Annotated in this window: 23 protein-coding genes, 1 tRNA gene and 1 other RNA gene; 12 read left to right on the forward strand and 13 right to left on the reverse strand. The window is 67.5% G+C overall.

All coding sequences use genetic code 11. The features are described from left to right. Positions 1-43 precede the first annotated feature (43 nt). The gene (locus tag VFA08_02695) at positions 44-811 is read right to left on the reverse strand and encodes an MOSC domain-containing protein (GenBank protein ID HYZ12496.1); all 768 of its coding nucleotides are present in this window, start codon (positions 809-811) and stop codon (positions 44-46) included. A gap of 30 nt (positions 812-841) precedes the next feature. Then, positions 842-1,603 carry a bacterial transcriptional activator domain-containing protein gene (locus VFA08_02700; GenBank protein ID HYZ12497.1) on the reverse strand — a complete coding sequence of 254 codons (762 nt, stop codon included), beginning with the start codon at positions 1,601-1,603 and terminating at the stop codon, positions 842-844. Between the two features lie 63 nt (positions 1,604-1,666). On the opposite strand from VFA08_02700, the gene VFA08_02705 reads away from it, so the two are divergent. Together VFA08_02705 and VFA08_02710 are read left to right on the forward strand one after the other, a co-directional pair. After that, positions 1,667-1,813, forward strand: coding sequence for a DUF1059 domain-containing protein (locus tag VFA08_02705; protein ID HYZ12498.1), 147 nt, complete (start codon positions 1,667-1,669; stop codon positions 1,811-1,813). A gap of 58 nt (positions 1,814-1,871) precedes the next feature. Then, complete coding sequence (locus VFA08_02710; GenBank protein ID HYZ12499.1) at positions 1,872-4,199, forward strand: heavy metal translocating P-type ATPase; 2,328 nt, start codon at positions 1,872-1,874, stop codon at positions 4,197-4,199. 5 nt (positions 4,200-4,204) lie between these two features. Here VFA08_02710 and VFA08_02715 read toward each other — a convergent pair whose 3' ends face one another. From VFA08_02715 to VFA08_02725, 3 genes are all read right to left on the reverse strand, one after another. After that, positions 4,205-4,891 carry an ATP-binding protein gene (locus tag VFA08_02715; GenBank protein ID HYZ12500.1) on the reverse strand — a complete coding sequence of 229 codons (687 nt, stop codon included), beginning with the start codon at positions 4,889-4,891 and terminating at the stop codon, positions 4,205-4,207. A gap of 70 nt (positions 4,892-4,961) precedes the next feature. After that, on the reverse strand, positions 4,962-6,563 hold the full coding sequence (locus VFA08_02720) for a gamma-glutamyltransferase (protein HYZ12501.1): 1,602 nt from the start codon (positions 6,561-6,563) through the stop codon (positions 4,962-4,964). A 19-nt stretch (positions 6,564-6,582) separates the two neighbouring features. After that, the gene (locus VFA08_02725) at positions 6,583-10,971 is read right to left on the reverse strand and encodes a DEAD/DEAH box helicase (protein ID HYZ12502.1); all 4,389 of its coding nucleotides are present in this window, start codon (positions 10,969-10,971) and stop codon (positions 6,583-6,585) included. Between the two features lie 86 nt (positions 10,972-11,057). On the opposite strand from VFA08_02725, the gene VFA08_02730 reads away from it, so the two are divergent. Both VFA08_02730 and VFA08_02735 read left to right on the forward strand, forming a co-directional pair. Next, on the forward strand, positions 11,058-12,047 hold the full coding sequence (locus VFA08_02730; protein ID HYZ12503.1) for a polymer-forming cytoskeletal protein: 990 nt from the start codon (positions 11,058-11,060) through the stop codon (positions 12,045-12,047). Further along, a complete protein-coding gene (locus tag VFA08_02735) occupies positions 12,044-12,460 on the forward strand; it encodes a Crp/Fnr family transcriptional regulator (protein ID HYZ12504.1) in 417 nt (138 codons plus the stop codon). Before VFA08_02730 ends, VFA08_02735 begins: the two co-directional genes overlap by 4 nt. Positions 12,461-12,470: 10 nt before the next feature. On the opposite strand, the gene VFA08_02740 is transcribed toward VFA08_02735, so the two are convergent. Further along, on the reverse strand, positions 12,471-12,914 hold the full coding sequence (locus VFA08_02740; protein ID HYZ12505.1) for a hypothetical protein: 444 nt from the start codon (positions 12,912-12,914) through the stop codon (positions 12,471-12,473). A 108-nt stretch (positions 12,915-13,022) separates the two neighbouring features. On the opposite strand from VFA08_02740, the gene VFA08_02745 reads away from it, so the two are divergent. The 3 genes from VFA08_02745 (at position 13,023) to VFA08_02755 (ending at position 13,905) form a co-directional block, all read left to right on the forward strand. Beyond that, entirely contained in the window at positions 13,023-13,319 is a 297-nt protein-coding gene (locus VFA08_02745) for a hypothetical protein (protein HYZ12506.1), read from the forward strand. Next, positions 13,310-13,381: transfer RNA gene (locus VFA08_02750), tRNA-Val, on the forward strand. The genes VFA08_02745 and VFA08_02750 overlap by 10 nt, the downstream gene beginning before the upstream one ends. A 104-nt stretch (positions 13,382-13,485) precedes the next feature. Further along, complete coding sequence (locus tag VFA08_02755; protein HYZ12507.1) at positions 13,486-13,905, forward strand: hypothetical protein; 420 nt, start codon at positions 13,486-13,488, stop codon at positions 13,903-13,905. 53 nt (positions 13,906-13,958) lie between these two features. Here the strand turns inward: VFA08_02755 and mscL are convergent, their stop codons facing one another. After that, positions 13,959-14,357: a large conductance mechanosensitive channel protein MscL gene (gene mscL, locus VFA08_02760; protein ID HYZ12508.1), complete on the reverse strand. Its 399-nt coding sequence runs from the start codon at positions 14,355-14,357 to the stop codon at positions 13,959-13,961. 469 nt (positions 14,358-14,826) lie between these two features. On the opposite strand from mscL, the gene VFA08_02765 reads away from it, so the two are divergent. Beyond that, positions 14,827-15,255: a hypothetical protein gene (locus tag VFA08_02765; protein HYZ12509.1), complete on the forward strand. Its 429-nt coding sequence runs from the start codon at positions 14,827-14,829 to the stop codon at positions 15,253-15,255. A 1,093-nt stretch (positions 15,256-16,348) separates the two neighbouring features. Here VFA08_02765 and VFA08_02770 read toward each other — a convergent pair. Together VFA08_02770 and VFA08_02775 are read right to left on the reverse strand one after the other, a co-directional pair. Continuing rightward, the gene (locus tag VFA08_02770; protein HYZ12510.1) at positions 16,349-16,636 is read right to left on the reverse strand and encodes a hypothetical protein; all 288 of its coding nucleotides are present in this window, start codon (positions 16,634-16,636) and stop codon (positions 16,349-16,351) included. Between the two features lie 4 nt (positions 16,637-16,640). After that, positions 16,641-17,252: a histidine phosphatase family protein gene (locus VFA08_02775; GenBank protein ID HYZ12511.1), complete on the reverse strand. Its 612-nt coding sequence runs from the start codon at positions 17,250-17,252 to the stop codon at positions 16,641-16,643. A gap of 67 nt (positions 17,253-17,319) precedes the next feature. On the opposite strand from VFA08_02775, the gene VFA08_02780 reads away from it, so the two are divergent. Genes VFA08_02780 through VFA08_02790 form a run of 3 tightly spaced genes read left to right on the forward strand, consistent with a single transcriptional unit; the run spans position 17,320 to position 20,553 of the window. Further along, a complete protein-coding gene (locus tag VFA08_02780; GenBank protein ID HYZ12512.1) occupies positions 17,320-19,320 on the forward strand; it encodes an intein-containing Rv2578c family radical SAM protein in 2,001 nt (666 codons plus the stop codon). Between the two features lie 58 nt (positions 19,321-19,378). Further along, positions 19,379-20,089: a C4-type zinc ribbon domain-containing protein gene (locus tag VFA08_02785; protein HYZ12513.1), complete on the forward strand. Its 711-nt coding sequence runs from the start codon at positions 19,379-19,381 to the stop codon at positions 20,087-20,089. After that, entirely contained in the window at positions 20,086-20,553 is a 468-nt protein-coding gene (locus VFA08_02790) for a ribonuclease HI family protein (protein ID HYZ12514.1), read from the forward strand. The genes VFA08_02785 and VFA08_02790 overlap by 4 nt, the downstream gene beginning before the upstream one ends. Here the strand turns inward: VFA08_02790 and VFA08_02795 are convergent. Continuing rightward, positions 20,492-21,427 (reverse strand): hypothetical protein, encoded by a 936-nt coding sequence (locus VFA08_02795; protein HYZ12515.1) that lies wholly within the window; start codon positions 21,425-21,427, stop codon positions 20,492-20,494. The genes VFA08_02790 and VFA08_02795 overlap by 62 nt on opposite strands. A gap of 41 nt (positions 21,428-21,468) precedes the next feature. On the opposite strand from VFA08_02795, the gene rnpB reads away from it, so the two are divergent. Then, an RNA gene (gene rnpB / locus VFA08_02800) (RNase P RNA component class A) lies at positions 21,469-21,855 on the forward strand. 11 nt (positions 21,856-21,866) lie between these two features. On the opposite strand, the gene lipA is transcribed toward rnpB, so the two are convergent. The 3 genes from lipA to VFA08_02815 are packed head-to-tail and all read right to left on the reverse strand — an operon-like array spanning position 21,867 to position 24,756. Then, positions 21,867-22,835 carry a lipoyl synthase gene (gene lipA / locus VFA08_02805; protein ID HYZ12516.1) on the reverse strand — a complete coding sequence of 323 codons (969 nt, stop codon included), beginning with the start codon at positions 22,833-22,835 and terminating at the stop codon, positions 21,867-21,869. Beyond that, positions 22,835-23,821 carry an alpha-ketoacid dehydrogenase subunit beta gene (locus VFA08_02810; GenBank protein ID HYZ12517.1) on the reverse strand — a complete coding sequence of 329 codons (987 nt, stop codon included), beginning with the start codon at positions 23,819-23,821 and terminating at the stop codon, positions 22,835-22,837. The genes lipA and VFA08_02810 overlap by 1 nt, the downstream gene beginning before the upstream one ends. Next, positions 23,818-24,756: a thiamine pyrophosphate-dependent dehydrogenase E1 component subunit alpha gene (locus tag VFA08_02815; GenBank protein HYZ12518.1), complete on the reverse strand. Its 939-nt coding sequence runs from the start codon at positions 24,754-24,756 to the stop codon at positions 23,818-23,820. The genes VFA08_02810 and VFA08_02815 overlap by 4 nt, the downstream gene beginning before the upstream one ends. Positions 24,757-24,963: the final 207 nt, after the last annotated feature.

A 24,963-nucleotide genomic window follows, 5' to 3' on the forward strand; every position in this document is an offset into this window, starting at 1 on the left:
GCGATGGTTACGCCGAGCGCGTAACCAGATCAGGGAAACGGTCCTACGAGGGGACGAGCTCGTCCCCGACGCTGACATCGCCCGGCTCGACAACGCGCGCGTAGACGCCGAACTGAAGGTTCCCCTTTCCGGAGACCCCACGGTACTGCTTGATGACCTTCAACGTCGGGAAATCCCGCAGGCCGGTCGCCGGGTCGAGCGTGGTGACCACGCATCGGGGGACAGGGTCCTCGACCTCGAGCAGCGCCTCGCCGACACGCACGCTCCTTCCACGCCAGGCGTCCTCCTCGTGCGGTCGCGACACGCCCTCCACCTCGATCGTCATGCGGAACCGTCCGGGATCGACGTTGTCACGCCCACCTCGGCGGGCGAGCTCGGCCACTGACGCGAGCGAGACCAATGTGACGGGCCGGACGTCGAGCGCATCGCTCGCGCGATCGGGACGAACGAGGCGGACCTCGGTGCCTGCGTAGTCGGACAGCGCTTCGGTGAAATCGCCATCGACCTCGTGCGCCAATACGGACCGGCCGTAGAAGTCGACGACCAATTCACGGCCGTCGGCGACGGCGCTGCCCGATGAGACGATGCCGTTCGGTAGACGGAGCTCGAGCCACTCGCGGTCGGCGTCGTACGTCGCATGGATCGGCAGGATCGGCGATTTCGTCGCGCCGGAAAAGCGCTTGCCGTCGCCGTCGACGAAGAAGAACGCCCGGTCACCGACGGGGCCGCGCCGATGCAGGTAGATCCGATCGGGGTGGTGGAGCGCCGTCGACTTCACCGGCGTGACGTTGAACCGCGCGACGGTCGGCATCAGCCAAACGCTAGCAGCGAAAGATGCGGGTCAGTCGGAACGTAAGATCTCGAGATACAGGGACTCTGTCTCAACGGACGGACCGGCCCCCAGCTCGTCGGCGAGCGTCATCCGGCACCGCTCGTACGCGCGAAGCGCTTCAGCGCGATTGCCCGCTCCCGAGTGCGCGCTCATCAACAGGCGATATCCGCTCTCCCGGAACGGCTCCAGGGCGATCACCCGTTCTGCGTCGCGCGAGGCAGGCCCATACTGTTCGCGAACGAGCTGCACGTGGGTCCGGCATTCCAGCGCCCGCACGTGGACGTCGTGCAGATCGGCTCGCCGCTGCGCGACCCATCGTCCGTCTTCGCCCGGGAGGAATCCCCTGCGAGCGATGGCGTTCGCGGCGAGCGACCAGCCCATCGCGCCGTCGAGATCTTCCTTTTCGAGCGCCGTCTCCGCTCGGTGAACGGCGTCCGCGGCCACCTCGATGTCAACCCACGTCTCCGGCGGGAGCTTCAGCTGGTAACAGCCGAACGCGTGGGCCAGGGATTCGCCGTCCAGCTCGACCTGCGCGATCGCCGCCCGAACCTTGCTGATCAGCGCGCGGAGCGCGACCTCCCACGCGGGCGGAGGCTCGCCCGACCACAGCTCGTCGGCGATGGCGTCCTTGGAGACCGGCGCGCGCTCGGCGGCAAGCATGGCGAACGCGACTCGCCCTTGGGGGCCGGCAAGGCGCTCCTCGGTGACGAGGACGTCGTCGCGCTCGAGCATCACCATTCCCGCCAGGTAGACACGAAGGGTTCCCGTCATCCGCGCTCCAACGAACCGCCAACGGTCGATCCCTAGTATCCGGCAGCAGAGGAGGTGAGGCCGATGCTCAAGCAGGTGACGTGCGAGTGCGGTTGGACGGCGAAGGGCACGGAAGACGAGCTCGTTCCGCAGATCCAGAAGCATGGCCGTGAGGTCCATGGCATCGAGGTCACGCGGGAGCAAGCGGTCGCGCAGCTCGTGCCGGCATAGCGCGTCCACAACGGGCGTGGCGTCTCCAGAAGCGCCCCCGCTCGTAGGATGGCCGATCGTGGCACGACGCGTGAAGTTCTCCTCCGCAACGGTCTTCCTCGCTCTTTCCGTGGTGGGTATCGCCACCGGCGGGGCATTCCGACTCGCCGGGAGCGCCCACGCGGCCGACCTGGCATGGGCGATCACGACCGCTGTCGGTCTCGTCCCCATCGTGTGGGAGGTCGTCGCCGGCGTGGCCCGTCGACAGCCGGGGGTCGATGTCATCGCCGTGCTGGCGATGGGCGGCGCGCTCGCGCTTGGCGAGTACCTCGCCGGCGCGGTCATCGCGTTGATGCTCGCGACCGGCCGGTCGCTCGAGGAGTTCGCCGACACCCGGGCACATCGGGAGCTCTCGGCGCTGTTGGAACGTGCGCCTCGGACCGCGCACCGTTATGCCGGCGCCGAACTGCGATCGATCTCCATCGAAGAGGTCGGACCCGGCGATCGCCTGCTCGTCAAACGCGGCGAGGTCGTCCCCGTCGACGGGATCCTCGAATCGGAGAACGCCGTGCTCGACGAATCCGCGCTCACGGGCGAGAGCCGTCCGGTGGAGTGCGTTCGCGCCGAACGGCTGCGGAGCGGCGCCGTGAACGCCGGCGAAAGCTTCGACCTGCGCGCGGTGGCCTCCGCGAGGGAAAGCACGTACGCCGGCATCGTCCGTCTGGTCGAACAGGCTCAGAGGGAGAAGGCCCCGTTCGTCCGGCTGGCCGATCGCTACGCGCTCGTGTTCGTTCCTGTCACGCTGGCGATCGCGGGCGGCGCCTGGGCGATCACCGGCGACGCGGTTCGGGCGCTCGCCGTGCTCGTGGTCGCCACGCCGTGCCCGCTGATCCTCGCGGCACCGATCGCTATCGTCGCGGGCATCTCGCGCGCGGCCAAGCGCGGCATCATCGTGAAGGGCGGCGGTTCGCTCGAGGCCCTCGCGCGCGGAACGGTTCTCCTGTTCGACAAGACGGGGACGCTGACCGCGGGTGCGCCAGAGCTCACCGACGTCGAGCTGTTCGGTGGTGGCGATCCGGCCGAGGTCCTTCGGCTTGCCGCGTCGCTCGATCAGGTCTCACCGCACGTGCTCGCCGGCGCGATCGTCACCGCCGCGCGCCGGCGCGACCTGCCCCTGACGTTCCCCATCGAGGTTCGAGAAGAAGGCGGCTCGGGGATCCGCGGCATCGTAGATGGCCGCACAGTCGCCCTCGGCAAGGCGTCGTGGGTGGCGCACGGCGGTCCGCTTCCCGATCGTGCTCGCGAGGTTCGGCGGCGAACGGCGATGGAGGGTTCCTCCAGCGTGTTCGTCTCGATCGATGGTGCGGTGGTCGGCACATTGATCCTGGACGATCCGATCCGTCCCGACACGCCGCGCGTGATCCGAACGCTGCGCCGCGCCGGCGTGAAGCGCGTCGTGATGGTCACCGGCGATCACGCGGACGTGGCGGAGTCCGTCGGCATCGCGATCGGCGTCGACCGGATCCTCTCGGAGCGCGACCCGGCGGACAAGGTCGACGCGGTTCGCGCGGAGGGCGAGGGCGCGGTGACGATCATGGTCGGCGACGGCGTCAACGATGCGCCGGCGCTCGCCGCGGCCGACGTGGGCGTGGCGATGGGCGCTCGCGGCTCGACCGCGTCGTCGGAGGCGGCGGACGTCGTGCTCGCGGTGGATCGTCTTGACCGCGTGGCAGAGGCGATCCGGATCGCGCGCCGGTCTCGCGGGATCGCCTTGCAGAGCGTGCTCGCCGGCATGGGACTGTCGTTCGGGGCGATGTTTCTCGGCGCCGCTGGACTGCTCGTGCCGGTCGCCGGCGCGCTGGTACAGGAAGCGATCGACGTCGCCGTGATCGTGAACGCCCTGCGCGCGCTGCGTGGAGACCGAGCGAGTGCACAGGCCGCCGCCGGCCCCGGTTCGCAAGTCGGCGAACGCTTCCGTGCTGAACATCGAGAGTTCGCCCCGGAGCTGCAGAGGATCCGTTCGGTCGCGGACCGTCTCGACACGTTCGCGCCCGCGGACGCGCGCGAGGAGCTGGAACGGATCAGGTGGTTCCTGCTCGAGCGCTTGCCGCGACACGAGCAGGAAGAGGAAGCCGCGGTCTATCCGGTCGTCGCCCGGCTCATGGGCGGCGAGGATCCGATGGGGTCGATGGAACGCGCGCACATGGAGATCGAACATCTGGCGCGCGTGTTCGGCCATCTCGTCGCTGACACCCCTGAAGACGGACCGACGCGCGAGGACCTCGTCGACCTTCGCCGCGTGTTGTACGGGCTTCACGCCGTTCTTCGGCTGCACTTCGCACAGGAGGAAGAGGCCTACTCGTGGCTGGCGAGCGATCGGCCGCAGGACGAGCTGGCAACCGTGTAGCGGGTCTACGTCGTGGCCCGGCCGCGCCGGGGGATCCACACTCGGAACGACGCGCCACCCGCCTCACGCGACTCGACCCACGCGCGGCCGCCGTGGAGCTCGGCGAAACGACGCACCAGCGAGAGTCCGATGCCGACACCCGGACCGTCGTCTGATCGTTTGTTGAACGGATCGAAGATCGCCTCGCGCCGCTCGGCCGGAACGCCCGGTCCCTCGTCGTCGACGAGGATCACGACGCCGTCGCCTTCTGCGCAAGCCGAGACCCAGACCTTCGCACCGTCGGGTGTGTGACGAACGGCGTTCGTCAGCAGGTTCTCCACGATCCGCTCGACCTTCGACTCGTCGATCTCGGCGACGACATCCTCGGCATCCACGACGATCTCGCGTTCCGTACGCAGCTCGGATTCGTTCACCACGCGCTCGACCAACGAGCCAACGTCCGTGGGCCACAGCTTCGGTCGCACGATCCCCCGCGACAGCCGGTCGAGGTCGAGGAGATCGTTCACCATGCGTTCGAGCTTGCGAGCGTTCGTGCCGATGCGCGCGGCGAGGTCCCTCACCTCGTTGCTCTCGAACGAGCCATCTTCGAGCGTCGCCGCGAGCCCGATGATGGCCGACAGGGGAGTCCGCAGGTCGTGAACCACCGCCGCGACGAACGGATCCTTCGGGACCTCCGCGCTCGAGAGCGCCATCGCGGTTCATGCTAGCGCCGACATCGACGCCTTCCAGGACCTCTCCTTGAACGATCTGCGTCGTGCCTGCTCAGCGAGCGGCAACGCCGCCATCGGCGCGTGGATCGCTGCCCGCGTCGAACGACCCGTCGTCCATGACCCTGATCAGATGGGCGTGTCCGACATCTTCGCTCACGTCCTCGAGGACATCGACTCGGTAACCGTTGGTGGTCAGCGCGTCCCGTGTGGACGGGGGAACCGCGCCCTCGGCGACGAGCGCGCGCTCGGTGGACCCGAGCTCCATGCCCCCGACGAGCCAGCGCGGCGCCCGAACGGCGCTCGCGGCGTCCATCCCAAGGTCGAACGCACGCAGGATCGACATCGCGTCGATCTGCGGCTGGCCTCCGCCGCCCATCGTTCCCGTCACCGCTGCGAGCTGCCCTTCGCGCTCGACGATTACGGGGAGAAGCGTATGCGCCGGGCGTTTCCCCCCTGCGAGTGCGTTCGGATGGTCGGGGTCGAGGACGAACGCGGCGCCGCGGTTGTGAAGCACGACTCCGGTAGCGGGGTCCAGGATGCCTGAACCGAACCCGGAGTACAGACTTTGGATCAACGCGATCGCGAGGCCCCGATGGTCCGCGGCGACGAGCGCGACGGTGTCGTCCGTGAACGATCGTGCGGCTTCGCTCAGTTGTGGCTCGCGTACCTGGTCGACGATGCCGGCGAGGTGGCCTTCGTCGAGGAGCGTCCCGGCGGGGACGCGGGCGAAGCGGGGATCGGCGTTGTGTCGGTCGCGGTCGATCGCCGTGACGCGGAACACCTCCGCGATCGTTCCGGCGTCCGGACCGAGTGGATCCGGATCGATCTCCAGTCGCTCGATTGCGGCGAGGATCTGCAGCAGAACGAACCCCTGCGAGTTCGGCGGCGCGACGTTCACGTCGAGGTCGCGATAGCGGAGCTTGAGCGGCGAGTCGAGCTCGGCCTCGTGCGCTGCGAGATCGTCGATCGTCATCGCTCCCCCGAGCGACGCGAGATGGTCGGCGATGGACGCACCGATCTCGCCGCCGTACAGCGCTTCGGGACCTCCGTCCACGAGCGTCTCGAGCGTTCGCGCGAGGGCCGTCTGGACGAGGATGGAAGCTTCGCCGAGCATCGTCGCGTCTCGTGCGTACACGTCACGCAGGCCGGGGTCGGCGAAGATCTGCTCTCTGTGTGACCTGATGCTCTCGGCGAGCGAGCGTGCGACGGCAGTCCCGTCGCGCGCGAGCGAGATCGCTCGGGTGAACGCACGCGAGAACCCCAGATCCGACCAGTGTTTCCCGAGTTGCCACCATCCGGACACGGCTCCGGGAACCGTCACAGCGTGTGGACCGGACTCCGGCATCGTCGCGAATTGGCGTGCGAGCGAATCGATGTCTGAGGCCGCGGCCGCTGCCCCGCTCGCGTTCAGCACCACGGTTCGACCGTCCGGCTCGTGGATCAGCGCGAACAGATCGCCGCCGACGCCACACATGTGTGGGTACACAACGGCGAGGGTCGTCGCGGCGGCCAGTGCCGCGTCGACGGCGTTCCCGCCGCTGTCGAAGGCCTCCAGCCCCGCCGCGGTCGCCTCGACGTGCGGCGTCGCGATGGCGAAGCGCCGCCCCGTCCCTGAGAGCGCGCGCTCGATCGAACCGCCGTCGCTCGCGTGCATCAACGCACGATAGTTCGCGTCACGCGCGGAGCGACAGTCCGCGGTAGCCGTCGACGAAGCCCGCCGTGCGCAACCGGTCGGCGTGCGGAGAGCTCGTCGCCGGCTCCCCGTCGATCCGCGACAGCTCGATCTTCCGCACCCGTCCGTCCTTCACGAGCGCTGCGAGCGAATCGGGCCAGTCGGAGTTCGCCGCATCGTCGAACGTGACGAGCGTTCGGCCACCACGCTCGAGATAGGCCGCAAGCGCGCCGTCGGCCAGCACGACGTACGAGCCGGCGGTCCGGGCGGGTCGACCGGTGCTCTCGGGCCACGCGAGCGCCGCCCCGTACGGCTGCGCCGGGTCCGCCGCGGCAAGGGACAGGACGATCGACTCCGTTCGGTCCGGTTCCCTCAGCTCACGCAGACGTTCCACGGCGCCCGGCGCCGCGAACTGCGCCGCGCCGAGGCCGTCGACGAAGTAGCCGCGCCGGACCTTGCCCGACTCCTCGAGCGCCCGGAGCACCCCGTACACTCCGGCGTATCCGCCCGGCGCGGCTTCGGCGAGAACAGCCTCACGCGTCAGCACGCCGTGCCGCTCGAGCAGTTGCATGGCGCGGGCATGCGCCGTCTCGGTCGGCGACGGCGCGGGATCGAGGAGCGGCGCGACGAGCGACCACCTGCCGGCGGCGGCCGGCGGCCCGGCGCGCCGGAGGGCTCCGGGCCGCGGCCTTCCCGAACCCCTCGACCGCTTCGATCCGCGGCCGAGGAACGCACGAAGCGGCGCGAGCGTGTCGTTCGTGACCTCGCCCGCCCACACCAGGTCCCACAGCGCCGAGAGCACCGCCCGCTCGTCGGGCTCCTCGCTGGCCCGAAGGAGCTCCGGCCAGAACGACGCGCCGTGCGTTCCGAGGTGGGCGCGGAGACGCTCGTGGATGTCGCCGGAGGGGCGTTCGTCCGGCGGTGGGGGAGCCAATAGTCGAAGGCTGTCGCGGAACGCCAACATCACGCGGCCGTCGTCCGCGCCGACGCCGCCGGCGCCCGTCCACACCAGCTCACCGCTCGCGCACAACGCGTCGAGGTCGGACGATCGATACCCCTGCGCGCGGCTCGGCAGCACGTCCGTCTCCAGGATCGAGGCGTGGATCGCCGCGCCTTGCAGTTGCTCGATCGTGTCGACGAGCGCGGTCGGTCCGGTTCGCGGACGCGCGACCGAGTGCCACCGCGGGAGGAACCGAGCCAGCGTCGCGGCGTCGACGGGCTCGACCTCGCGACGGAGCGAGGCAAGGGAACGGCGCCGCAGCGAACGCAACACGTCAACGTCCACCCACTCGCGTTCCAAACCGCCGGGGCGGAACTCGCCGAACGCCACCCTGCCTTCCGACTCGAGATGCCCGAGCGCTCGGCGAACGCGTTCTTCCGTGGCACCGAGTCGCGCGGACGCATCGCGCACGTGGAACGGGCCGTGCGTGCGCGCGTATCGTGCGACGAGTGACTCGAGCGGCGCTGCAACGGGTTCGGCGAAGACCGCCGGAACGCCGACGGGGAGCGCGGCGCCCAGAGCGTCCCGGTAGCGCGCGGCGTCCTCGACCGCCACGAACCGTTCCTCTCCCGCGACGTGGAGTCGGACGGCCCGACCCTCGCGTTCGAGCCCATCGATCCACGCGCTGGGGTTGTCGTTCGATCGTAACGAGATCTCGTCGATCGAGAGGTCACCGAGTCGCCGCAACAGGTCATGGACGTCGTCGCCGTTTCGCGCGCGACGTCCCTCCGCGAGGTGCTGAAGCTCGAGCTCGAGGTCGGCGAGCGCGTCGGGGTCGATCAGCTCGCGAAGATCCTCGGCTCCGAGCAACTCGCGCAGCAGATCGCGGTCGAGCGCGAGGGCGGCGGCCCTGCGTTCGGCAAGCGGCGCGTCACCTTCGTACATGTAGACGGCGATCCATGCAAACACGAGCGACTGCGCGAACGGCGACGCTCGTTCGAGATCGACGGGCACCACGCTGACCCTTCGGGCGCGAACGTCGCCCAGCACCTCTTTGAGCGCCGGCAGGTCGAACACGTCGCGGAGGCACTCGCGGGTCGCCTCGAGCAAGATGGGGAAGGTCGGGTAGCGCGAGGCGACCTCGAGCAGCTCCTTCCCGCGCTGCCGCTGCTGCCACAGCGGTGTCCGCTGACCAGGCCGGCGACGCGGGAGAAGGAGCGCGCGCGATGCGGCTTCGCGGAACACGCTCGTGAACAGCGCCGTCGCGGGGAGTCGCCGCAGCACGAGCTCCTCCACATCCTCCGGGTCGACGATGAGGTCCTCGACCGGGATGCGCTCCTCCGACTCCGGGAGTCGGATCACGATGCCGTCGTCGCTCCACAGCACCTGCACGTCGAGTCCGTACGCTTCCTCTAGGCGCGCCTCGATGGCCATGGCCCACGGCGCGTGCACCTTCGCGCCGAACGGCGAGAGCAGGCACACGCGGTAGTCGCCGAGCTCGTCGCGGAACCGCTCGACGACGATCGTTCGGTCGTCGGGGATCGCGCCCGCCGCCTCGCGCTGATCCTCGAGGTACGCAACCAGGTTCTCGGCCGCGAGCTCGTCGAGCGCGAACTCGGTCCGGAGCCGCTCGACGGCCCGTCCATGCGGTGCAGCGGCGAGCTCCCGCGTCGTCGCGCCGAGCGCGCGACCGAGCTCGAGAGGGCGCCCCGGCTTGTCGCCCTTCCAGAACGGCATCTTCCCCGGCTCTCCGGGTGCGGGCGAGACGACGACGCGTTCGAACGTGATGTCCTCGATCCGCCACGCGGTCGCGCCGAGCAGGAACACCTCGCCGCGGCGGCTTTCGTACACCATCTCTTCGTCGAGCTCGCCGACGCGACGCCCGTCGACGGTGAAGACGCCGAACAGTCCGCGATCGGGGATCGTGCCACCGCTGGCGATGGCGATCCGTCCCGCGCCCTCTCTCGCGCGCAGCACGTCCGATCGCCGGTCCCACACGATGCGGGGGCGGAGCTCGGCGAACTCATCTGAGGGATAGCGCCCCGATAACAGATCGAGCACGTTACGGAGCAGCTCATCCGAGAGGTCGGCGAAGTTCGCGGCGCGCCGCACCACTCGGGCCAGATCGTCGACCGTCCATTCGTCAACCGCGCACATCGCGACGATCTGCTGTGCGAGGACGTCGAGCGGGTTCCTGGGGTAGTGCGTCTCCTCGATCTGGCCGTTCAGCATCCGCCGAACGACGACCGTCGCCTCAAGGAGGTCGCCGCGGTACTTCGGGAACACCTTCCCCCGCGAGGGCTCGCCGACGTGATGACCCGCACGCCCGATCCGTTGCACCCCGCGTGCGACCGAGCCGGGCGACTCCACCTGCACGACGAGGTCGACCGCCCCCATGTCGATCCCGAGCTCGAGCGAGCTCGTCGCGACGATGCCCTTCAGCACGCCGCGCTTCAGCCGGTCCTCGATGTCCAGTCGTTGTTCTCGGGCGATCGAACCGTGATGGGCGGCGACCAGGTCCTCGCCGGCGAGCTCGTTCAGCCGCGACGCGAGCCGCTCGGCCAGGCGACGTGCGTTCGTGAACACGATGGTCGAGCGATGGCTCTGCACGAGCTCGAGAAGCCGAGGGTGGATCGACGGCCAGATGCTGATCCGCTCCGGCGGCTGGGTCGGGTCCTGGGCCGGCTCGTCGGGGAGGGTTCCGATGGAGGCCATGTCATCGATCGGAACCACGACCTCCACCTCCATCGGCTTTCGGAGGCCGGCGTCGACGACGGTGACCGGCCGCGGTCCGTTCTCCGCCTGTCCGCCGAGGAATCGAGCGATCTCGTCGAGCGGGCGTTGCGTCGCCGAAAGGCCGATGCGTTGTGGCGGCGCGTGTGTGATCTCCTCGAGCCGCTCCAGCGACAGCGCCAGGTGCGCTCCACGCTTTGTCCCTGCGATCGAGTGGATCTCGTCGACGATGACCCATCGGACGCTCCGCAGCACCTCGCGAGCGCGAGATGTAAGCATCAGGTACAGCGACTCAGGCGTAGTGATGAGGACGTCCGGCGGCCTCGTCGAGATGCGACGGCGATCGTTCGCCGGGGTGTCGCCCGTGCGGATCGCCACGTGCGGCGTGTGGATCGGGACGCCGAGCCGTTCCGCAGCGAGACCGATCCCGGTGAGCGGTGCCCGGAGGTTCTTCTCGACATCGACCGCGAGGGCTCGGAGCGGCGAGACGTAGAGCACGCGGCAGCGGTCCGCGGGCGACGGCGGTGGCTCGGTGGCCAGACGGTCGAGCGCCCACAGGAACGCAGCGAGGGTCTTGCCCGAACCCGTGGGAGCCAGGATCAGCGTGTGCGCGTCTTCCGAGATCGCCGGCCAGCCGAGCTCCTGCGCCGGCGTCGGTGCGGCGAACGTCGCGGAGAACCACGACGCGACGGGAGGGGAGAACCGATCGAGTGCCACGCGGACACCGTACCGCGCACAGCGGACACGATATGTCCGCATCTCCGCTGCTCCGGATCGGTGAAACCCGCCGGTAGGATGCCGCCGTGCCGCGCGCCCCGTACCTGCTCGCGTTCACCGTGACGGCGTTCGTGACCTTCGCTCCCGCAGCCATTGCACAGGAGACAGATGAGCGGCGCGACTCCGGCGATCTCATCGTTTTGTCGGGCGAGGTGACGATCCGACGGGGAGACCAGGTGGGGGAGGTCATCGTGGGGCGCGGCGCGGTCACCGTCTCCGGTGTGGTTCGAGGCGACGTCATCGTGATGGACGGATCGATCGACGTCGGCGGCCAGGTGAGCGGCAGCGTGGTCGCCGTTGACGGCTCGGTCACGCTCGGACCAGACGCGCAGGTCCTCGGCGACGTGATGGCGCGCGATCGCGTTCGCGCGGATACCGCGTCACGCGTCGGCGGCACCGTACGCGAGGGCGCCGCGTTCACGTTCCGAACGCCGATCGAGCTGTTCGGCCCGCTCGGCACGTGGGTCGCCGTCGCCTTCTCGACGCTCGTTCTCGGCGCTCTGTTGTTGCTCGTCGCGCCGGGAGGGGCGGAAACGGTCGCGCGTGTGGCGCGCGGGTCGCCATGGGCCTCGGGCGGGATCGGCGTAGCCGCGTTCATCCTGATTCCGGCGGTCGGTCTGCTCGCACTCGTATCGCTCGTCGCGCTGCCGTTCGGCCTCGGACTGCTCCTCGCGCTCGCGTTCCTGTGGTCGATCGGCGTCGCGTGGACCGCGTTTGTGATCGGACGAGCGATCTGGGGCGTTCCGCGCTCGGGATGGCTCGCGTTGCTGATCGGATGGGCGATCCTAGCGGCGGTGCTGGCAGTCCCAATCGTCGGCGGAATCGCGTGGTTCGCAGCCGCGGTGTTCGGCCTCGGCACGATGACGTTGGCGGTGTGGCGCGCTCGCCGGACCGGTGGACGTCACCGGCCGGGTGGCAGGATCCCGGCGGAACGCGTCATCGAGGTTCCCGAACGGCGCGAGCCTCAGCCGATGATCACGGAGCGAGCGATGGAGCAGGAAGGCACCGGCATATGAGCGACGAGCTCGTCGGCCGCCTCCGCGAGATCCCGTTGTTCTCGGAGGTCGACGACGAGCACCTTCGTCGCATCGCCGACATGGCGACATCGTTCGAGGTCGGGTCCGGGTTCGTGCTGATCGAACACGGACAGCCGGGGTCGGGCATGTTCGTCGTGATCGATGGGACGATCGAGATCGACTTGCCGAACCACGCACCGTTCACGCGTGGTGCGGGTTCGTTCGTCGGCGAGCTGTCGCTCCTCACCGACACGCCGCGCGTCGCGCGGGTGCGAGCACTGACGCCCGTCCGCGGCGTAGCCATCTCGCGCGCGGAGTTCTGGGAGCTTCTCGATTCCGAACCGCGCGTGGCCGTGGGGATGCTGCCCGAGCTCGCGCGCCGTCTCGTCGAGAGCGAGACGGAGCATGCCTGATCGAGCCGAGTTAGCGCCGGCGCCCGAGAAAGAACAGACCCACGATCGCCCCGACGGCCGCGCCGAGGGCCGCGGCCTGCTTCGTGTTCATGAGCACACGAGCGCCGTCGGCGACGGTCACCTTGGGCGAGATCACTACCCCGACGAACGCACCTCTGCCGATCGAGGCCGACCCGGCGAGGACGGACTGCGTCCCGCCTTGCGTGAACGACACATCGCCACGCGCCATCACCGGCCCGCAGCCAGCTTGATGGAACGAGACGTTCCCGCCCGATAGGACCGGGCCGCAGCCCGCTTGCTCGAGCGAGACGTCGCCCCGCGCCATGACCGGTCCGGCGATCGATCGCTCGAACCGAACGTTCTCCGCCCGCAACGCGCCGACGAGCGAGCGCTCGACGGACAGGTCGCCTACCGCGGCGAGCGATCCGACAACCCGGCTTCCTTGTTCACTCATCGTTCTCGCCTCCGATCGAGTCGTTGGCGACATCGTAGGTACGACGGCGGCGCCAAGCGAACCGCGGCTCCCGGGCGGCGCGTGATCGCTGGCCTATGCTCTGGTGTCGTGGGCTTGACGGAGAATGGTGGCGCGCCGGAGCACCGGCCGACGTGCTACCTGTGCGGCCGGCCGACGTACGATCCGGACAAGCGCGAACGGCAATGGGTCCGAGCGACGTCGGGCGGGCGGCAGGTACTCGTATGCCCGACGTGCCAGGAGGACCGGCCGGACTGGGCCGTGCAGCTCGACCGATGCGAGTCCTGTGGCGCTACGCGGCTTTCTGCCATGCTCGGACAGGTCGTGTGCCGCGCGTGCGGCCACGTCCGCGGCGAGCCGGTCGAGCACGCGTGGACGGGCGCTTAGCTCAGCGGGAGAGCGCTTCCCTTACAAGGAAGAGGTCGGGGGTTCGAGTCCCTCAGCGCCCACGCCAGGCCCACAACGAACGCCGCCCTTCAGACCTCCGGACACGCTGCCGATAACCCCGAGACCAGGAGTTTCAGGCGCTGTTCGACCGGGATGGAGGTGACCGATGAGACGCATCGCAATTCTAGGGCTCGCGGCAGCCCTCCTTCTCGCACTCGCAGCCACTCCCGCAGAGGCGGCCGTCAAAGAAGTGAACGCCGGTGTGAACGCAGTCGCCTGGGACGAAGAGTTCGTCTGGGACGGCCAGCACTACGCCCAGTGCGATGTCCAAACGTATAACTGGGGCAACGACCCTCGGGTCGACCTCTCCTGCGACGGCGCCGAAGGGTACGGGACAGCGTGGGTTCGGGTCAGGGTCCCGGGTATCAGTGGGAAGGTGACGGGGGTTCGAGCTGAGCTCACGGGTGACTGCACGAACAACAGGAACGTGTCGTGGAAGAAGAAGCGATCCAAGGTGCTAGTAACCGTGAGCATTCACGCCGACGCGTTCTGTCAGGTCCGGGCGATACGGGTGAGCTACTCGTAGAGAAGGGCCGGGTTCGCTCGGCTGCCCCTTGAGCCCCATTCGCCCACGGCTGTCTACGAGCCGGCCGTCACGAGCTGACTCGTACAGTTCGGACAGCGCACAGCATTGATGGGGATCTCCGTCTGACAGTACTCACAAGGCTTGGTGTTCTTCGGCTCTTCAGTCGGTGCGTTCAGCCGGTTGTACGCCTGGACCAAAAGGAACAGAACCCACGCGATGATCAGGAAGCTCACCACGGCGGTGAGGAACGCTCCATACGGGATCGGCGTGTCATTCAAGGTGAACGTGAGGTGATCGAAACTCACCTCGGCGCCGAAGATGGCAGCGATGAAACTCAGAATGATGTTGGTGAACGCGGTCACCACGGTCGCGAATGCGACTCCCAGGATGAAGGCCACGGCCAGCTCGAGGAGATTGCCGCGCATCACGAACTTCTTGAACTCAGCAAGCATCGTTCCCCTCCTTTGGTCCGGCTCATAGCCTAGCCACGCTTATCGACTCAGGGCGGGTCGAACCAACTCGCTCAGGAGATCAAGGAACAGCAGCTCGCTCTACGCCAGGTCCTGAGGCGGTCTGGGGAATGTCACGGAGTCAGCGTCCGACGGGTCTTCGCTCGGCGCCCGAAGCATCTGCACGCGTCGTAGCTCGCTCTTGAATTGTTCTTCCAAGTCGGCGACACGAATGCTCTGCTCTTCGATCGCCGCTCGGACAGTTGTCAACCTACGGACCAATTCCTGGGCGTCGTCAACGTTTTGCTGCGATGCGAAGGAATGGCTGTTCACGGCTGTGAGATCGTCAGTCTCGCCCGTTTGGGAGCTTGAGATTCCCAAATGGAGGTGGGTGATCGGCCCTCGCTGGCTTCGGCGCCGGCGGGTTGAACGGGACACTGCCTCGAGCACGCCGAGGGCCGGTGGGACAACGATGAGTCCGGGATTGATGGGCGTCGCGTCTGTCGTCGGCGACGGCGTCTCGGTGGGCTCCGGTTCGGGACTTGGCGACGGCGTCTCGGTCGAACTGGGCGAGGGGGACTCGGTCGGTGACGGTGTCTCGCTCGGGGTGGGCGACGGTGTCTCGCTCGGAGTCGGCGACGGCGTGTCCGTCGGACTGGTCGACGGCGTTTCGGTCGGAGTCGGCGACGGAGTGTCAGTCGGAGTGGGCGACGGAGTGTCGGACGGAGTCGGCGTCGGCGTCTCCGTTGGTTCGGGTTCCGGACTGGGCGACGGCGTCCCGGTCGGTTCCGGTTCGGGACTGGGCGACGGCGTGTTCGTCGGTTCCGGTTCGGGACTCGGCGACGGCGTGTTCGTCGGTTCCGGTTCGGGACTCGGCGTTGGTCTCGGCGGTGGGCCGTGACTCGGCTCCGGTTCGGGACTGGGGGCGGGCGTCTCGCTCGGGACGGGCGATTCTGGCGACGGGCTTACCGTTGCGCTCTCGTCCGGCGGCGGCGATGGCTCCGGCGTGATGGTCGAATCGACGGGAGGCGGGGGAGCTTCGCTTCCCGGCACCAGGTCTCTGAGGATGGCAAGCAATGTCGTAGCGGCCTCCGGCGACATCGACGGCACCAGTGGTCGCAGCGTTGTGGCGATCTGCTCGTCGAGGGCAGTGACATCTCCGCCCGAGGCCAAAGCCAGCGCTCGCTGCGTCCACAGCGTCGCCGCGAGTGATCCCACCTCGGAGGGGTCCGCGGTCGACACACGCTCGGCCAGTTCGTCCAGAGACCGGAACGCCGCGGAGATATGCACGTTCGCTTCGCGATTTCCGTCAGGACCCGACGGCACGCCGCCGTAAGGACCAACGAACAGGGCGATGGCGATGATCAGGATCGCCGCCGCGGCGGCGCCCTGCATTCGTTCCAGCCAACGTAGATGGTTGCGCACCCCTGGTTCGCTCAACGAAAGAGGTTCGAGTGCGGCTTGGACGCGGGCCGTCTCGGTCCGTACGCCTCGCCGCGTGCTCTCGAGCGCGAAGCCCAGCTCCTTGATGCCGGCCCCTTCCTCGATGACCGAATCGGCCTCGCCGAGCAGCTCGGCTGGCGCTGTGGTGTCCGATGATGTGACGAGGATGAACTTCGTCGCCGGCGACGCGCGTCGGAGGTCGGCAATGACTGGAACGCCGTGGTCGACGGCGGTGTTCTCGTTGAGGACGAGCACGTCGGGTTGGTATTCGCGGACGGCTTCCGCGGTATCGTGCGCAGCCCCCGCCTCGGCGACGACGACGTAACCCGCCTCGTCGAGAAGGAAACGAACGAGGCCGCGTTCGAGCGGGCGTCCGTCTGCGACGACGGCGCGCGGCTGCGAGGTTGTTCGCCTCATGCCCATCTCTTCAGTGATAGCCCTCGTTCCTGTATAGCCCATCACGGCCACGTGTACAGCTACCTAACCGGACTAGTCCTTTCGGCCGATGCAGGCTCGGCTTTAGGGAAGACGTCGAGTGGGTGGTGGTGGTCTCAGTCGCGGTTGCCGAGCCCTCGTCCGGAGCCGCCGATGAGCCCGAGATCGGCTGCGACGCCGATCACGATGACGATGATGCCGCCGGCCTCGATCCCGCCTCCCTGGGAAGTGAACTCATTCCTCGCGATCGCGTAGCCGATCGATGTCGTCGGCAAGAAGAAGAAGCCGAGAACGCCCCACCATCCGCTCGAGAACGCGCGGCTCAGGTAATCGGTGAACAACCACATGACGAACATCACGACGCGGGGAGTGATGAGGGCGAGGATGACGAGGAGGCAGCCCATCCGATCAGTTCCGCGCTCGCATGGCTGCCTCTGCAACGACGACGGCGCGCGTCGGGACGCGTCGGTTCCAGACGACGATCGCTGGGCCGTCGCGCTCGTGCGAGAGGATGGATACCGACGACGGGTCGATCCGGAGATGAGTCCCGAACGTTATCGGGAGCCCGAGGAACCGAGCGCCGATCGCCCGCATGCAGTGGCCGTGGCCGAACAGCAACACGCTCGGGCCGAGCGTCTGAATCTCCCCAAGCAGCGCGTTGATGCGGTGCTCGATCTGCTGTGGCGTCTCGCCGCCTGGACTGCCTTCTCGGAAGAGCTCCCAGCCGGGAGCCTTGTCCCAGATCTCGTTCGTCGTGAGTCCTTCGTAGTCGCCGTAGTCGACTTCCGTCAGCGCATCGTTCGTCTGCACGCGGTCACCGAAGCCCGCGAGCTTCGCCGTGTTGACGGCGCGTTGCATGGGGCTCGACAGCACCGCGTCGAAGCGGTGATCCGCGAGGAGCTTGCCCATCGCGACGGCCTGGAGCTCTCCTTCGACGGTGAGCGGGAGGTCGGTTCGACTCGTGTGTTGACCCGACAGTGTCCATTCCGTCTCGCCGTGTCGAACGAGCCAGATCGACATGCGCGGAACCCTAGATCACCCGGATCGGGAGTTGCAGCGACTCGAACATGTGTTCTATCCTCGGTCGATGCCCGAACAGCTCTTCGAGATCGCCCGGCGGACGTTCGACACCCCGGAGTTCCGCGGGATCGAGTTCATCGAGGCGGAGTGCAAGACGATCATCAATCAGGTCCCGGGCAACTACCTGCCGTTCAAGTACACGATCAACCCGTATCGGGGATGCTCGCATGCTTGTGAGTACTGCCAGATCGGTGAGACTCCGATCTTGATGGGAGACGGCCGAACGAAGCCTCTCGCCGATGTGGAGGTGGGAGACGAGGTATACGGGACCGTGGCTGGAGACAAGTACCACTACTACGTCAAGACGCGCGTGCTCGCCCATTGGTCGACAGTGAAGACCGCGTACCGAATCACATTGGTAGACGGAACTGAGCTCGTTGCCAGTGGTGACCATCGCTATTTGTCGAACCGAGGTTGGAAGTACGTAACCGGATCGGAGCAGGGGCCCGATCAGCGACCGCACCTCACTCTGAGGAACAAACTGATGGGCACCGGCCGCTTCGCGATCCAACCGATCCACGACACGCATTATCGATACGGCTATCTCTGCGGAATGATTCGCGGAGACGGCCACCTATCGACTGATGCGGCATTTTCATCTACTCGTGTGGCCAATCAGTTTCGTCTCGCGCTCGTCGATCTAGAGGCGCTCCGGCGAACACGTGAGTATCTGACCGAATTCGACATCGCTACGCGAGAGTTCCTCTTCCAAGAGGCGGTCGGCGCAAGGAAGGCGTTGTCTGCGATTAGCGCCTCAGGCCGCACCCGCGTCTACGCAATCGAGGATATTTGTTCGATCCCGACCAACCCATCCGATTCCTGGCGCAAGGGATTCCTTGCCGGAATCTTCGACGCTGAAGGCAGCTATAGTTGCGGCATCCTGCGTATCGCAAACACCAATGCGATTGTGATCGAGCGGCTTGTTCATTGCTTGCGTCGGTTTGGGTTCCGCTTCAGGCTGGAGGTAAAAAAACGAAAGAACCCTGTCGTCTACGTCTGTGTCCTGGGTGGTGTACGCGAGCATCTTCGCTTCTTTCACACCGTAGATCCGGCTATCACGAGGAAGCGTTCGATCGACGGCCAAGCTATCAAGAGCAATGCGCCGTTGGGAGTCGAAGCCGTCGAACCACTGGGTGTCGACCTACCGATGTACGACATCACCACCGGCACCGGCGACTTCATCGCGAATGGAGTCGTGAGCCACAACTGCTTTGCCCGACCGACGCACACGTACCTCGACATGAACGCGGGCAAGGACTTCGAGTCGAAGATCGTCGTCAAGGTCAACGCACCCGATGTTCTGCGTCGTCAGCTCGGCGCCAAGAAGTGGAAGGGCGAGGGCATCGCGATGGGCACGAACACCGACCCGTATCAGCGCGCCGAGGGCCGATACAAGCTGATGCCCAGGATCATCGAGGCGCTCAGTGATTACCGGAACCCGTTCTCGATCCTCACGAAGGGAACGCTGATCCTGCGCGACCTCGACCGGCTCGTCGAGGCGGCGAACGTCACGGAGGTCACGACGGCGTTCTCGATCGGGACGCTCGACGAGGACGTTTGGCGCACGAGCGAGCCCGGCACGCCCCACCCGAAGGCTCGCATGGAGGCCGTCGCGGCCCTGAACGAAGCGGGCATCCCGTGCGGGATCCTGATGGCGCCGGTCCTTCCGGGCATCTCCGATCGTCCTGACCAACTCCGAGCGGTGGTTGTCGCCGCGATCGATGCGGGCGCCACGCACGTCTCGCCGATCCTGTTGCACCTGCGGCCTGGCGTGCGCGAGGAGTTCATGCCGTGGCTCGCAGAGACCTACCCGGACCTCGTTCCCCGTTACGAGCAGATGTACCGAACGCCGTACGGACCGCCCGGCGACCGGAACGCGCTCGGCGATGCTGTCGGCGATCTCATTCGCGAACTCGGCGGCACGCGGCCGGCGCCGGAGCGCCCCCGCCGGTGGCGAACCTCGGAACGCCCTCGTGGAGAGAAAGCCGAACAGCTCGAGCTCCTTTGAGCGAGTGTCATCGCCCTGCCCAGCGGTGGTTCAATGCGCATCGGCTACCCTCATGTCGATGCGCGGGATGGACCGACTGCTCGATCTCCAAGCCACCGATTCCTCGATCGACCGTCTCGAGCATCGCCGCGGGCAGCTCGAGGCGGGCGAAGACCTGGCGATCGCCAGAAAGCAGATGGAGGACGCCGAGTCGCGACTCGGCGAGCTTCGCCTCGCGCTCGACTCGGTCGCCTCGCAGTCGTCTCGATTCGAACACGACATCGAATCGATTGGCCGAAAGCTCGACGACGAGCAAAAGCGCATGTACGACGGGAGTATCGCCAACGCCAAGGAGCTCGAAGCGCTCCAGCACGAGATCACGAACCTGAAGGAGCGACGGTCTCGCGCCGAAGATGAGGTGCTCGAGCTTATGGTTCGACGTGAGGAGATGGACGCCCGCACATCGAAGGCGACGGAGGAGGTCGCGGCCGCTCGTGCGCGCGTGGATGAGGTCGGCGGTGACGCGGCGAGAGAGCTGGACGACATAGCCCGGAACCTCGACGAACTTCGCGCGACGCGCTCGGAGCTCACCAACCAGATCGACGAGGAGCTGCTCGAGCTGTACGACGACCTCCGTCGACAGAAGAAGGGGATCGGCGCCGCGGCGATCGTCGACGGCGTGTGCCAGGCGTGCCACGAGAAGCTTTCCGCGATGGAGCTGGACCGGCTGAAGCGCGACGACGGCATCAAAAGGTGCGAGTACTGCCGGCGGATCGTCGTCTTCGCGTGATCGTCGCGTGTGACGGTGCCGCGCGGGGCAATCCGGGCCCCGCCGGCATCGGCGTTCAGATCACCGACACGAATGGAGCGGTTCTTGCCGAGGTCGCCGAAGGCATCGGCGTGGCCACGAACAACGTCGCCGAGTACACGGCTGCGATCCGCGGGCTGGAACGCGTTGCAGAGCTGGGCGCGACCGATGTGTTGCTGCGTTCTGACAGCAGACTGCTCGTCGAGCAGCTCTCGGGCAGATACCGAGTGAAGAACCCCACGCTGCAGCGGTTGCATGCTCGCGTACGGTCGCTCGCCGCCGGATTCCGAGCCGTTCGGTACGAGCACGTTCCACGCGAGGAGAACATAGAGGCCGATCGACTGGCGAACGACGGCGTGGATGCGTGGCTCGCCGGAGCCGGCGCTACGTGGTCACGTCCCCCGCGGTCTCCTGGTCTGCTGGAGGGGGAGGAGGAACGGACGTAACCAGCCCTTCGAGCGGGAACTCGAAGAGGACCTGGTTCCGGTCGCGACGACCGAGCTTGTAGGCGAGCGTCAGGACGCGGCCCGACGCGGTCGGTTGCAAACGGAACGCGAGGATCCCCTCGACCTCCGACGCCGGCGGCACGACCTCGAACGATCCGCTGATCACCGCTGGTATTCGTTCGAACCCGTCTCCTTCCTCCACGTAGAGGCCCGTTGAGTTCGCGTCGAGGAACAAGGGCTCCGATGCGTCGTTTCGTATCACCATGTTGAACTGCCAGTTCGGCGGGAACATGAACAGCGAGTCCAGCTGCACCTCGACCTGCTGCTCCGTCCGCACCTCGTCTCGGAAGGCCTCGATCGCCTCGGACATCCGCACGCCGTCGCGCTGAAGATCGAACACCTTGTACGTCGCCGCATCGTCGGTCTGCATGAGCGTGACCGCGCCGTCGAGGATCCGCACCGACTCGAAAGCGTCATCCTCATCCGGATCGATGTGGAAGACGACCGACGCCGACAGGGCGACCTGCGCGATCCGAGCACGGTCCTCCTCGAGAGATCCGACGAACTCCACGTCGCGAACGTCGGCGACCGCGTCGATCGCGCCTTCGAACTCTCGGTGCTGAACGTCGAGCCACCGCACCCACGTGTCGAGCTCGGGGCTGGCCACCGATTGGGCGAGGGCGCCTACCCCCTCCGTCGGCGAGGCGGCATATGCGGAGACGAAGTCCACGACGGCTGCTCTGGCGGCCGAGGCTTCGAGGGCCGGGGCTCCTCCTAACTGCTCGACAGCGATCGGCGCAGCCGGACCGTTGGGTTGCGGGGCGCAGCCGCCGACCGCGAACACCGTCGCGATCAGGAGCGAAGCGGGCCGCATCGTCCGCCGATGATACGGCGCCCGTATACTCGTTCCGCGGAGGAGCCGACCGGGCGACCGCGGGCGGAGACGTTCGAGGAAAGTCCGGGCTCCGAAGGGCAAGGGTGCTGGGTAACACCCAGGCGGGGCGACCCGCGGAAAGCGCCACAGAGAACAGACCGCCGCGTTGCGGTAAGGGTGAAACGGTGAGGTAAGAGCTCACCAGCGGATCGGGTGACCGGTCCGGCTCGGCAAGCCCCACCCGGAGCAAGGCCAAGCAGGGAGCGTTCGGCCGCGGAATTCCCGGCCGGAGGGGTGGCCCGCCTCGAGTTCCCGGGTCGGCTGCACGAGGGCGACGGCCCCGGGATCCCGAGAGGGATCCAGAGAGATGGTCGCCGCGACGGTCGCAGATCGTCGCACAGAACCCGGCTTACAGGTCGGCTCCTCCGCGTTCCGCCGGTCAGCCCGCGAGCGCTGCGTTCGCGCCGATCGCGCGCCGAAGCTGCTTGCCGGCGTGGTAGCTGGAACGAACGAGTGGCCCGGCCTCGACGTGGGAGATGCCGAGCTCGCTCTCACCGAAGCGCTCCCACCGGGCGAACTCGTCCGGGTGTACCCACCGGTCGACGGGCAGGTGATAGGTGGTCGGCTGCAGGTACTGCCCGATCGTCACGATGTCCACGCCGGCGTTTGCCAGGTCGTTCAGGGCCTCCGGAATCTCGTCCGGGGTCTCGCCCATGCCGAGGATGAGATTCGACTTGGTGATCTGCCGTTCGCGCAGACGCTTGGCGATCCGGAGCACCTCGAGCGAGCGACCGTAGCCGAAGGCCGGCCGAATCCGGCCGTGAAGACGGCGCACGGTCTCCAGGTTGTGCGCGAAGACGTCGGGCTCGGCCTGGATGACCGTCGCGATGTCGCGCTCGCCGCCCTTGAAGTCGGTCGGCAGCACCTCGACGCCACAACCGGGTACCGCGTGGCGAACGGCTCTGATCGCGCTGGCCCATATTCGCGCGCCGCCGTCCGGAAGATCGTCGCGGGCGACGCCCGTGAGGACGACGAACCGAAGACCCATCTCCTTCACGGCCTCGGCTATCCGTCGGGGCTCGTCCTCGTCGACCGGATCGGGCTTTGCCGTCATGACGTCGCAGAAGCCACAGCGACGGGTGCACTTGTCGCCGAGCATGAGGAACGTCGCCTCGCGCTCCTCCCAACACTCGTGGATGTTCGGGCACATCGCCTCTTCGCACACCGTGTGCAGCGAGAGGCCGCGCATGATGCCTTTCAGCTCCTGGTAGTTCGGTCCGGTCTGGAGTCGAACCTTCAGCCACGGTGGCTTGCGTTCGTCGTCGACCGGGGGAGCGGTCGGCTTCCCGTTCGTCGACACGATCGGCAGATGGAGCCGGCGGTGGTTGGGGTTGTGATCGGCGTTCATCAGAACCGGGCGAGCTCCAGCATGTGCGTGTAGATCCGGTCCGCGTCGGGGAGGAACGCGTGCTCGAGGTTCGTCGCGAAACCCATCGCCGGAACATCGGGACCCCCGATCCGAACGATCGGGCCGTCGAGGTCGAACATCGCCTCCTCGGCGATCGCCGCCGCGATCTCAGCGCCGGCGCCGTACGTGCGGTTGTCCTCGTACACCACCATGGCCTTCCCAGTCTTGCGAACGGATGCCAGGATCGTCTCGGTGTCGAGAGGATTGATCGTCCGAACGTCGACGACCTCGGCCTTCACACCCTCCTGATCCTGCAATCGCGACGCCGCCTCGAGACACACGTGCAGCATCAGCCCGTACGAGATGACCGAGAGGTCGTCTCCCTCGCGCTTCACGTCCGCCTTGCCGATCGGAACGACGAACGGCTCGTCGGGCACATCTCCCTTGATCAGCCGGTACGTCCGCTTGTGCTCCAGGAACAGGACCGGGTCCGGATCGTCGATCGCCGCCCGCAGCATCCCGGTCACGTCGTACGGCGTCGACGGGACGACCACCTTGAGTCCGGGGATGTGGCCGTAGAACGCCTCGATCGACTGGGAGTGATAGAGCGCGCCGTGCACGCCGCCGCCGTACGGGGCGCGAACGACCATCGGTAGTCCGAAGTCACCGTTGGTGCGATACCGCATCCGCGCCACCTCCGACACCATCTGGTCGAAAGCCGGATGGATGAAGTCGGCGAACTCGATCTCGGCGACGGGCAGCAGGCCGTGGAGCGCCATCCCCACGGCGATCCCGACGATCATCCCTTCCGCGATCGGCGTGTCGATCACGCGCTCCTCGCCGAACTCGTCGAGGAATCCCTGCGTCACTCGAAAGACGCCGCCGCGCGTCGCGATGTCCTCTCCCAGCATGACGACACGTTCGTCCGCGGCCATGCGCTCGTGGAGGGTGTCGTGGATGGCGGTGACGACGTTCTTCTCGGTCACGCCTCGTCGCCTTCGGAGAACACGTGGCGCGTGAGGCTCGAGGGTTCGGGGTCGGGGGCGCTCCACGCCTGATCGACGGCCTTGTCGACCTCGGCCTTGACCTCGACCGCGAGCTCGTCGACTGCGCTCTTCTCGAGAACACCGACCTTTCGAAGGTAGTGCTCGAACAGATGCAGCGGGTCGCGGTGCTTCGCCGCCTCCACCTCCTCGCGCGTGCGGTACGAGCGGTCGTCGTCGTCGGATGTGTGCGGGAAGAAGCGATACGTCTTCGCCTCGATCAAGGTCGGGCCTTCGCCGGCGCGAGCGCGATCGACCGCTGTGCGCATGGCGCCGTAGCACGCGATCACGTCGCTCCCGTCGACGACGACTCCGGGGAAGCCGTACGCCGGACCGCGGTCCGCCACGTTCTCGACCGCCATTTGCTTGTCCTGGGCGACCGATATCGCGTACTGGTTGTTCTCGCAGATGAACACGATCGGGAGCTTGTGGATCCCGGCGAAGTTCAGCCCCTCGTGCCACGCGCCCTCGGACGTGGCGCCCTCGCCGAACCAGCATCCGACGACGGCGTCCTCCTTGCGGTACTTCGCGGCGTACGCGATCCCCGCGGCGTGGGGAACCTGCGTGGCGATGGGAGAGGAGTGGCTGATGATGCCGAGACGCCGTGAGCCCCAGTGGCTCGGCATCTGGCGACCTCCCGAGGACGGGTCGTCTGCCTTCGCGAACAATCCGAGAAAGATCTCGACCGGGGTCATCCCGGCGACGAGGACGACCGCCACATCGCGGTAGTACGGGACCCAGATGTCCTGCCCCCGCCGGAGCGCCCACGCCGTGCCGACCTGACAGCCCTCGTGTCCCGAGACGGGCACGACGAACGGAGCCTTTCCCTGACGGTTGAGGCGGAAGGAGGCCTCGTCGACGAGGCGAGCCGTCAGCATCGTCCGGTAAATCGAGAGGAGATCGTCCTCTCCGAGGCCGAGAGCCTCGTGCGATGCTGGCGTGGTCACTCGGGTCGCCACGTCACCATCCTCGCCGGAAATGGTAGCACCGGGGTTGCTTCATCAAGCTCCGCCGCATGCGGGAAGGGTTCCCAGTTCGTACGCGTTGTATCCCACGGCGCGCGGTAACCATCCGATCGACGGGTA

The organism is Actinomycetota bacterium (assembly GCA_035640355.1).
Lineage (GTDB): Bacteria > Actinomycetota > UBA4738 > UBA4738 > HRBIN12 > CALGFI01.